This is a genomic window from Stenotrophomonas sp., from assembly GCF_050737075.1.
Classification (GTDB): domain Bacteria; phylum Pseudomonadota; class Gammaproteobacteria; order Xanthomonadales; family Xanthomonadaceae; genus Stenotrophomonas.
This window is the reverse complement of sequence record NZ_JBOHXV010000017.1, coordinates 54,414-64,769: the sequence shown is the minus strand read 5'-3', so window position 1 is coordinate 64,769 and position 10,356 is coordinate 54,414. Positions and strand designations below refer to the sequence as shown.

8 protein-coding genes are annotated in these 10,356 nt (G+C 67.4%); 5 read left to right on the top strand and 3 right to left on the bottom strand.

The features are described from left to right. The 4 genes from ACREPD_RS06415 to ACREPD_RS06400 form a co-directional block, all read left to right on the top strand. A partial coding sequence (locus ACREPD_RS06415; RefSeq protein ID WP_431598546.1) for a flagella basal body P-ring formation protein FlgA occupies window positions 1-120 on the top strand: 120 nt, incomplete at its 5' end. A 109-nt stretch (window positions 121-229) separates the two neighbouring features. After that, window positions 230-532 carry a flagellar biosynthesis anti-sigma factor FlgM gene (flgM, locus tag ACREPD_RS06410; RefSeq protein WP_421571153.1) on the top strand — a complete coding sequence of 101 codons (303 nt, stop codon included), beginning with the start codon at window positions 230-232 and terminating at the stop codon, window positions 530-532. A gap of 2 nt (window positions 533-534) precedes the next feature. Beyond that, a complete protein-coding gene (locus ACREPD_RS06405) occupies window positions 535-867 on the top strand; it encodes a flagellar protein FlgN (protein WP_431598545.1) in 333 nt (110 codons plus the stop codon). A 78-nt stretch (window positions 868-945) separates the two neighbouring features. After that, a complete protein-coding gene (locus ACREPD_RS06400; protein WP_431598541.1) occupies window positions 946-2,169 on the top strand; it encodes an ATP-binding protein in 1,224 nt (407 codons plus the stop codon). A gap of 617 nt (window positions 2,170-2,786) precedes the next feature. Here the strand turns inward: ACREPD_RS06400 and ACREPD_RS06395 are convergent. Together ACREPD_RS06395 and ACREPD_RS06390 are read right to left on the bottom strand one after the other, a co-directional pair. Then, window positions 2,787-4,544, bottom strand: a complete 1,758-nt coding sequence (locus tag ACREPD_RS06395) for an EAL domain-containing protein (protein WP_431598540.1) — start codon at window positions 4,542-4,544, stop codon at window positions 2,787-2,789. A 3-nt stretch (window positions 4,545-4,547) separates the two neighbouring features. Continuing rightward, complete coding sequence (locus tag ACREPD_RS06390; protein WP_431598539.1) at window positions 4,548-6,644, bottom strand: PAS domain S-box protein; 2,097 nt, start codon at window positions 6,642-6,644, stop codon at window positions 4,548-4,550. Between the two features lie 145 nt (window positions 6,645-6,789). Between ACREPD_RS06390 and ACREPD_RS06385 the strand changes: the two genes are divergently transcribed. After that, on the top strand, window positions 6,790-9,594 hold the full coding sequence (locus tag ACREPD_RS06385) for a sensor domain-containing protein (protein ID WP_431598538.1): 2,805 nt from the start codon (window positions 6,790-6,792) through the stop codon (window positions 9,592-9,594). A gap of 460 nt (window positions 9,595-10,054) precedes the next feature. On the opposite strand, the gene ACREPD_RS06380 is transcribed toward ACREPD_RS06385, so the two are convergent. Further along, window positions 10,055-10,342 (bottom strand): hypothetical protein, encoded by a 288-nt coding sequence (locus ACREPD_RS06380; RefSeq protein ID WP_431598537.1) that lies wholly within the window; start codon window positions 10,340-10,342, stop codon window positions 10,055-10,057. Between the last annotated feature and the right edge of the window lie 14 nt (window positions 10,343-10,356).

Here is a 10,356-nt window from a genome sequence, read left to right as displayed (position 1 = left end):
GCAGGCAAGGCGCTGGCCGATGCCGGTGAAAATGAACGTGTTTCGGTAGAGAATCTGTCTTCACGCAAGATCGTGCAGGGCACCGTGGCGGCCAGTGGCGACGTTTTTGTGACGCGCTGACCAGAAAGATGAATCCGGGGCGGAAACCGGCAAAAAAACCGCGAAAGCCCCTAAAGATGGCGGTGCCCGTGCCGTTATCCCTTGTGAACCGCAACTCCAGGACAGACCCATGAGCCAGAAAATCGACGGCAACCTGCAGGCAACCGCCCATCTGCGCAGCATTGCGCCGGGGACCAAGCCCAGCGTCGGCACCGATGCCCCGGCACGCCCCGTGGAAGCTGCCGACAGCCTTCGGCTGACCGGCGAAGCCACCAGCCTGCAGGCGATGCAGCGCGAACTGAGCACGGCCCCGGCGATCGACGCCAGCCGCGTGCAGGCCGTGCGCGAGTCGCTGCAGAACGGCACCTACAAGATCAATCCCGACGCGATCGCCTCGCGCATGCTTGAGCTGGACCAGCAGCTGCAGGGATGAAACTGGCGATGAGCGAGCCATTGCAGCGCCTCAGCGAGGCCTTGGACGTGGAACGCCAGGCCTTGGTCGAGCACGACGTGCAGGCCCTGATCCGCGCCACCGGTGCCAAGCTCGACGCGCTGCGTGCGCTGGAAGCCGCGCTGCCGGTGGGGCAGAACGCGAAGCTGGAAGAGCTGGCCGAGCGCAACCGCGCCAACGGCGTGCTGCTGGCGCGCCGCCGCCGCGAGGTCAACTGGGCGCTGCGCCAGTTGGGCCGTAGCGAAGAGGCCTCGGCGTACGACGCCAAGGGCCAGTCCAACACGATGCACACCCGCCGCCCGCTGGCCGTTGCCTGAGGCTGGCAGGGCGCACACGGCGCCGGATCTTTCCAACACGGATATAGTGGGCGCCTTGTTTGGCTGCCCGATGTGACCGTGACCGTGTCTACTTCCCTTGTCACCGCGCCGCTGCCCCCGCAGCCGGTCCTGCTTGCGCTGTTCGAGCGGATCAACGAAGGCGTGCTCCTGTTCCGCGAAGATGGCAGCGTAGCGGTGGCCAACGCGGCCGTGCGCGAGATGCTCGGGCAGGCCGACCGCGATCCGCAGGTGGGCGCGGCGCAATGGCTGCGCCAGCTGCTGCCGCCCGACGCGCTCGAACACGCACGCCAGCACGGGCACTGGAACGGCAGCCTGCCGGTGGGCGAGCGCATGGTGATCGCGCACATTTACCAGCACGACGACGCCGGGCAGCGCCATTATCTGGCGCTGTTCCGCCGCATCGAGGGCCAGGAGGACTATGAGCGCGAGCTGCAGCAGCGCCACGCCGAGCTGCGCCAGGCGTATCTGCGCCTCAACGGCACGCAGGAGAAGTTGCTGCAGTCGGAGAAGATGGCGTCCATCGGCCAGCTCGCCGCCGGCGTGGCGCACGAGATCAACAACCCGATCGGCTATGTGCACTCGAACCTGGGCAGCCTGCAGGAATACCTGCGCAGCCTGTTCACGGTGATCGAGGCGTACGAGCGGGCGCTGCGCGCGCCGGACCCGAAGGCGCTGATTCCGGAGATCGACGATATCCGCAACCGTTTCGACATCGATTTCATCAGCCGCGATCTGCCGCAGTTGATGGCCGAGTCGCGCGAGGGCATCGAGCGGGTCACCCGGATCGTGCGCGACCTGAAGGACTTTTCGTATTCCGGCCGCGACGAGTCGTGGAAGCTGGTCGATCTGCATTCCGGCCTGGAATCGACGATCAACATCATCTGGAACGAGCTGAAGTACAAGGTGACGCTGCACCGCGAGTTCGGCCAGCTGCCGCTGGTGGAATGCCTGCCGTCCGAGCTCAACCAGGTGTACATGAACCTGCTGCTCAACGCCGGCCACGCCATTGCCGAGCGCGGCACGATCACGGTGCGCACCGGCGTCGATGGCGATCATGTGTGGGTAGAGTTCGAAGATACCGGCGGCGGCATTTCGCCAGAGCTGCGCCAGCGTATTTTCGATCCGTTCTTCACCACCAAGCCGGTCGGCAGCGGCACCGGCCTCGGCCTGTCGATCTCCTACAGCATCATCAACAAGCACCACGGCCGCATCGACCTGGACAGCACGCCAGGCCAGGGCTCGAAGTTCCGGCTGGTGCTGCCGATCAAGCAGCCGCGCTGACCTTTTGGATGCCGTGATTGCGTGATGTGCTGTGACGCCGGGCGTTGCCCGGCTGCTGTTGGATCGTGGTGAACAGCCGTTTGGCAACGATATCCGCGATTTGGCGGGACGGTGCCGGTTTGCGGGGGACGCCGTGAACCCATCCATGGGGGCTCAGTCGCCGCATCCATGCGGCTCATGCCCCCGCAAACCGGCCCCGACCCGCCTTTGACAGTGTGTCGTTGCCATGGGAAGAGCGGTAGCGCCGGCCGTTGGCCGGCCCTCGTGGTCTCGCCAAATCACACGCGTTACCGGACGTTGATCGGTTCACGGCAGTTGTCTTGCGACCAACCCTACCGACAGTGGGACAGTGCGCGCGGTCAATGGTGCGTGCGGTCGCCCCGCTTCTCTATTGGCCACCAGCACACTGTCAAAGGCGGGTCGGGGTGGGTTTGCGGGGGCATGAGCCGCATGGATGCGGCGACTGAGCTTACATGGACGTACTTGCAGCGTCCCCCGTAAACCCGCACCGTCCCGCCAAATCCAGGAAACCGTTGGCTACAGGCTGTTCGCCTGAATGCATGAAGCAGCCGGGCAAAGCCCGGCTCTACGAGCGGTTGGCAACTCCCGGCGTTAGGTCATTCGGCTTCGGGTGCGGAAATTGCTGCAGGCTGTGCGGTGTTGGCGCGGCGCTGCTCTTCGTGCGTGCGGAAGGCCTGGTGGATGTGCTTGCGCAGCTCGTCGTCGTTCCAGGGCTTGGTCAGGAAACGGTAGATTGCGCCGCGGTTGATCGCGTCGGTGACCGTGTTGAGGTCGGTGTAGCCCGACAGCACCAGGCGGATCGTGTCCGGGTAGAGCATCTTTACCCGGCCGAGGAACTCCGTGCCGCTCATGTCGCTCATGCGCTGGTCGGACAGGATCACCTGCACGTCGTTGATCGCCAGCAGATCGAACGCATCGCGTACGTTGCCTGCTGCCAGGATCCGGTAGCCGTCGCGGCGGAACAGGCGCACCAGTGAGCGCAGCACGTTTTCCTCGTCGTCCAGCAGCAGCAGCGTGCGGTCAGGCCGAGTCTCGGCGAACGCCTCCGGGCGCAGGTAGCGCCGGCGCAGCGTCATGCCTGCCGCATCGGCCGACATCGGCTCGCCGAACAGGTAACCCTGGAACACATCGCAGTCGTTGCGGCGCAGGAAGCCCAGTTGCGCCTGCGATTCCACTCCGTTGGCGATCACCGTCATGCCCAGCTGGTGGCCCATCGCGATGATCGCGCGCGCGATCGCCGCCTCGCGGTTGCCGGCCGGCGCGCTCTTGATGAAACTGCGGTCGATCTTCAGCTTGTCTACCGGGTAGCGGACCAGCGCACTCAGGCTGGAATCGCCCGTGCCGAAATTGTCCAGGCTCAGGCTGATGCCCTCATTGCGCAGGTTCACCAGCGTCTCGTGGACGAAATTCACGTTGTTGGTCAGCGCGCTTTCGTTGATCTCCAGCGTCAGCATCTGCGCGGGGACTCCCGCCGTCTGCATCAACGACATCACCTCCGCGAAGAAGTTCGGGCGCAGCAGCTGCAGCGTCGAGACATTGACCGCGATCGTGAAATCGTCGAAGCCCTGGTCGCGCCACAGCTTCGCCTGTTTCAGCGCGCCTTCCAGCACCCACGTGCCGATCTGCACAATGATGCCCAGCCGCTCGGCCGTGCGCATGAAGCGCTCCGGCACCAGCATGCCCAGCGTCGGCGACTGCCAGCGCAGCAGCGCCTCCATGCCCACCACGTGGCCGTCGCGGGCGCTCACCAGCGGCTGGTAACGCAGCTTCAGCTCGCCGTTCGGAATCGCGTCCACGATCTGCCGCGCGATGATGCTCTCGCTGTGCGCGCTCGACGGCGTGTTCACCGCGTGGATGCGCACCGCATTGCCGCCCTCGCGCGCCGCCTGGTACAGCGCGTCCTCCGCGTGGTCGAGCAGGCGCGAGGTCTCGGTGGCGTGTTCCGGGCACAGGCTGACGCCGAGCTTGCCGGTCATGAACAGCGTGTACGGCAGCACCGACAGCGGCAGTTCCAGCTGCTGGCGGATCTCCTCGGCCAGGTCATCGGGCAGCGGCAGGTCGGCCGTGCGCGGCACCGCCAGCAGGAACTCGTCGCTGCCGTGGCGCCACAGCTTGCCGCGGCCGCGCAGGTGGTGCTGCAGGCGCTGGGCAACCAGCACCAGCGCCTGGTCGCCGACTTCGGCGCTCATGTTTTCATTTACCGACGCGAAGTGGTCGATGTCCACGTGCATCAGCATCAGCGGCGTGCCGCCGGAGGCGGCCTCGTTGACCATCGCCTGCAGCTCGGGATTGCCGGCACCCAGGCGGGGCGGGGCGTCCTCGATGCTGACCAGGGGCAGGGAAGGGTTCCACATAACTCAGTGTTCCAGGGTATCGGAGGTGGCCGTACCGTCGATGCGGTACGGCAGGTACAGGTCGACCAGGGTGCCTGCACCATGCGCCGATTCGATCTTCAGGGTGCCACCGACGCTCTGCGCGCGCTCGCGCATCACGATCAGGCCCAGTCCGCGCGGGCCGTCCGGGTCGAAGCCCTCACCGTCGTCGCGGACCTGCAGGTGCAGGCCGTGGTCGTCCACGTCATGCAGTTTCAGGCTGACCTGGCTCGAGCGCGCGTGGCGCAGCACGTTGGTCAGGCTCTCCTGTGCGATGCGGAAGCAGGCCTGCTCGATGTCGCCCTGCGGGCGCCGGGGCAGTGACTGGATGTCGGCCAGCAGCTCGATCGGCGCCGAACGGAACAGCATGCCCGCCTGCCAGCGCAGCGCCGCTTCCAGGCCCAGCGCGTCCAGCTGCGGCGGGCGCAGCAGGGTGGAGATGTCGCGCAGCTTGCCCACCGTGGCATCGGCCAGCTGGATGATCTGCTCCAGGTCCTCGCCGCGCCGGCGCGGGTCGGCCTCGTCCTGTGCGGCATAGGCGGACAGTTTCATCGCCGTGATGGCCTGGCCGATGTCATCGTGCAGGTCGCGCGAGATCGCGCGGCGCTCGTCCTCCTGCAGCGAGAACAGCCGGCCGGCCATCGCCTGCAGTTCGCGGTTGCTGGTCTCCAGCGCCTCGCGGATGCGCTCGGGCTCGCTCAGGTCACGCACGATCAGCAGCTTGCAGTTGCGTCCGCCATAGCGCACGTCGCCCACCGCCAGGCCGGCCTGGAAGCACTGGCCATCGAACCGGCGCATGCCGATGACCTCGCTGCCGCCGGTGGTGGGCAGCGGAATGGTGGCAAACAACTGCGCGCGCACGCGTGGCAGGTCCGAGCTGACTACCAGCGCCGCCAGCGGTTCGCCCAGCAGGGTGTGTTGGCCGTAGCCGAACTGCGCCGCGGCGCAGGCGTTGGCATACAGCACGTGTTCGTCGGACAGGATCACCACGCCATCCGGCAGCACGCGAACGAGTTCGCGGAACTGTTCCTCGCGTTCGCGCAGCAGGCGCCGCGACTGCTCGCGTTCGGTCACGTCCTGCAGCGTGCCCAATACCCGGGGGCGGCCGGCGTCGTCGGTACCGCTTTCGGCGCGCAGGTGCACCATCAGGGCGCGGCCGTCCATTGCGAGCAGCGGCAGCAGCACGTCGATCTGTACCCGCTCGCCACGCATGTCTTGCAGCAGCTGCTCGCTCAGGGCCGCCGTGGACGGGTCGGCAGGCACCAGCAGTTCCTCGAAGGGATGCCAGCGGCGCGCCTCGGGCGGGCGCCGGCCGAGCAGGTGGTAGACCTGGTTCGAATAGCGCCCCAGGCCGGTGGCCGGGTCCACTTCCCAGGCGCCGATGCGGGCCATTTCGTGGGCTTCCTCGACCCGGGTCAGCGCCTGGTCGCGGCGGCGCAGGGCCTGGTCTTCGCGGGTGCGGTCGATGGCGATCAGCAGCCGGGCCGGGCGACCGTCGTAGTCGAGGTAGTTGCTGCGCATTTCCATGCGGCGCGGACTGCCGTCCTTGAGCAGCAGGTCGGCGGTGATCACGCACAGCTGCTCGGGCTGGGCGCGGATCTGTTCCAGCTTGGCCGCCAGCGCCGGCTCGTCGCCGGGCGGCCACAGCGCAGTCATCGACATGGCGGTGAATTCCTCGCGGCTCCAGCCAAACAGGCTGCAGGCCGCCGGATTCACGTCCAGGATCTCCAGGGTGTCCAGGTCATAGACCAGGATCGGGCCGGGGTTGCCCTCGAACAGCTGCCGGTGGCGCTGCTCGGACTGCTCCAGCTGCGCGTGGGTGTGCAGCACATGATGGGCCAGTGGGCGCAGCAGCAGGTAGATGAGGGCGCCACTGGTAATGACGAAGAACGCCCCCTTGGCGGTCTGCCAGCGTGCCGCGGTGGGCAGATCCGAGGCCAGCATCTGCACGGCCGCGTCGCTGCACAGGATCCACACCAGGGCCAGCACCAGGTAGCCGATCACCACCCGCCAGCGGTCGCGGCGCAGGGCCTTGGCGAGCGGACGTTGGTCGGCGGAGGGACCAGGCGGGGCGGCAGGCATGGGGTGCGGCGGAATCCGGGGCAGGGCGGGCGGTCCATAGTAGTGGCTGTGCCACCCCTGGCGCACGCAGGACTCAACTATCGGCCGCAATTGCCGCTAACGATTTCGTTCCCGGGCGTCGGGAGCGTTATCGGAGTCTTACCGCGTGGACCAAGGGATCATTGCGAGTCTGCTGCAGCACCCCCTGGCATCGGCCCTGGTGATCCTGGACCGGAGCGGACGCCCGCTGGCTGCCAATCCCGCGGCGCGCGAGCATGGGTTGCCGGCCACGGTGGCGGCCTATGGCGAGCTGCTGGAGGATCTGCGCCTGCTGGCGGCCGACGGCGGGCTGGTTCCCTGCCAGCTGCCGGGCGGCCCGCGTGGGCGCTTCGATGGCTGGCTGCGCGCGGTGCACGACCCCGATGGCCAGCTGCTGGCCTTCACCCTGAGCGTTCCCGAGCCGGTGGCCAACTACGCAGGCAGCCGCTGGGAACTGGCGCTGGACCATGCCGGGCACGGCTTGTGGGACTGGGACCTGCCCAGCGATGCGGTGACGCATTCCCGGCGCTGGAACGACGCGCCGGCGCCGCATGACGAATATGCCCGGGCCAACGCAGGCCAGGCGCTGCTGGCGCCGGTGCATCCGGACGACCAGCCGGCCGTACGGGCGGCGCTGGACGCGCACCTGCGCGGCGAAGGCGAGGTGTATGCGGCGCAGTACCGCGTGCGTCACCCCGACGGCGAATGGCGTTGGGTGCTGGACCGTGGCCGGGTGGTGGCGCGCACCGTGGACGGCCAGCCGCTGCGCATGGTGGGCACGCATACCGACATCCAGGCGCAGAAGCAGATGGAGGCGCTGCTGCTGGAGCAGCAGGTGCACCTGCGCGAGGCGCAGCGCATCGCCAGCATGGGCAGCTGGTCGTGGGACCCGGACAACCGCCAGTTCTGGTGGTCGCCGGAGTTCCGCAGCCTGCTCGATGTGGGCGATGATCCGCTGACTGGCCGGCGGCGCTGGCTGCGCCGGCTCGAGCCGCGCTCGCGCAGCCTGCTGCGCCGTGCCTGGCGGCGCATGCTGCGCGATGGCAAGCCGACCACGCTGGAGCTGGAGCTGCTGCGCGAAGGCGAGGGTGCCCTGCACCTGCGGCTGTGGATGCAGCCGCTGCTGACCCCTGACGGGCGCATGCAGCGCCTGCTCGGCCAGGTACAGAACATCACCGAACAACACCAGACCGATGCGCTGATCCGCTGGCGCACCGAGCTGCTCAACCGCGTCTCGGCACTGGGCCGGATCGGCGGTTGCGAGATCGAAGTCAGCACCCGCCACATGCAGTGGACCGAGGAGTGCTATCGCATCCACGGCCTGCGCAAGGAGCCCATCAGCCTAGACCAGGCGCTGGCCCTGTACACCCAGGATTCGCGCGAGGCCTTCGAAGCGGCGCTCGCGCGGATTGCAGAGGGCGGGCTGCCGGAGCAGCTGGACCTGTGCTTCTATCGGCAATCCGGGCTGCGCATCTGGGTGCAGGTACTGATCGAGCTGGACCACCGCGACGGCCTGCCGACGCGCTTCGTGGTGCTGTTCCGTGACATCACCCGCGAACGCGAGGCCAACGAGCGCATCGAGCTGCTGGCGCACTACGACCTGCTCACCGGCCTGCCCAACCGCATGTTGCTGCGCGAGCAGACTGCCGATGCGATCGAGGAAGCGCGCGACCGCGGCGCGGCGCTGGCCATGCTGTTCATCGACCTGGACGGCTTCAAGACCATCAACGATACCTTCGGCCACGCCACCGGCGATGCGCTGCTCAAGGCCGCCGCTTCGCGCCTGCACCAGAACCTGCGCAACGCCGATCTATTCGGCCGCTTCAGCGGCGACGAGTTCATCGTGGTGTTGCGCGACCTGGCCGACCCGGAAGACGCCGGCCATGTGGCGCGCAAGCTGATCGCCTCGCTGGCCGAGCCGCTGCAGCGCGGCGACACCACGCTCAAGGTCGGCGCCAGCGTCGGCATCGCCATGCTGGATGAAGGCCGCACCGATTTCGATTCCCTGTTGCGCGCGGCCGACGCGGCGATGTACGCCGCCAAGGAAGCCGGGCGCAATACGTACCAGTACTACAGCCAGGACGCCCTGCTGCGCATCCAGCGCAAGCTGGAGATCGAACACGCCCTGATGGGGGCGATCGAGCGCGAGGAGTTCAGCCTGGCGTACCAGCCCTTGCTGCATGCCACCCACGACCAGCCCCCGGCGATCGAGGCCCTGCTGCGCTGGCACCGCCCCGGGATCGGCTACTGCAGCCCGGCCGAGTTCATTCCCATTGCCGAAAAGTGTGGCGAGATCGTCCGCATCGGCGACTGGGTGCTCAACGAGGCCTGCCGCCAGGCGGCGGTGTGGGCGCGGGCGGGGCTGGAGTTCGACCGTGTGGCGGTGAATGTGTCGGCCGTGCAGCTGCGTGACCGCGGCTTCGCCGAACGGGTGATCGACACCTGCCATGCCCATGGCTGGCCGCCGCAGCGGCTGGAGCTGGAGCTCACCGAATCGGCATTGATCCGTGACACCGAGGTACTGCGCCACTGTTTCGACGTGCTGGAACGGCATGGCGTGCCGCTGGCGGTGGATGACTTCGGTACCGGGTTCTCCAACCTGCATTACCTCAACCGTTTCCCGGTGGGCCGGCTGAAGATCGACCGCAGCTTCGTGCAGGGCATGCTGCACGACGCCGGCACCGCCGAGGTGACCCAGGCGATCGTGCACCTGGGCCACGCGCTGGGCATGAAGGTGGTGGCCGAGGGCGTGGAAACCGAGCAGGAAGAGGCGATGCTGCGCCGCCAGGGCTGCGATGAGATCCAGGGCTACCTGTATTCCAGGCCGCTGACCCCACGCGACCTGGCGCAATGGTTGAAGGGCGGGGTGCAGGGGCAACAGCAGCTGCTGGCGGCGACGCTGGATCCAGCGCGGATTCTGGCGGCTCCGTAACCCAAACGCGCGCGGTTCTGCTCTAGATCTCAATGGGCACGTAATGAAACGAACCTCAATCCTGTTGGGCTCGTAATGAAACGAACCTCAATCCTGTTGGGCTCGTAATGAAACGAACCTCAATCCTGTTGGGCACGTAACGGTTCGTAGAGACACGCCATGCGTGTCCGCCGCGCGTAGCGCGGGACAAGCATCCGAAGCCCGTCAAACACGGCTCGCGATCATGCATCCGGGTGTATACCCAACCGAAGAAGCGCGTCAGATGTTCATGACGCCGGAACGAAGAGCCGCCGGGCAGAGCCCGGCGCTACCGTTGGCTTCGGTACGTCTAAACATTGGTAGGTTGGTCGCGAGCCGTCATCGAGCGGCTTCGGACGCTTGTCCCGCGCTGCGCGCGGCGGACACGCATGGCGTGTCTCTACGAATTGTTACGCGCCCAACAGGATTGAGGTTCGTTTCATTACGTGCCCAGCAGGGACGCCGTTGATTCGACCTCGTTTCCGCTTAGGCCCAGGTCCCATGCCAATGCCGCGAACGCGGGGTCGGGATTCGCCACGGCCGCATCCGGCTGCGCGGCGACAAGCGCGGCCAGCTCCCGTTGCGCCAGCTGCTCCAGCGCCACCAGCAACGCGCGCCCCCTGGGCGGCGTGAGCGGTGCCGCAGGCGCCCGAACACCATCGGCCACGCCTTCGGCCGCCAGGCTGTTGCTGGCGGTTGTTGCATGGCTGGAAAGGGTATTCAACAACATGAGGCGGTCATCTG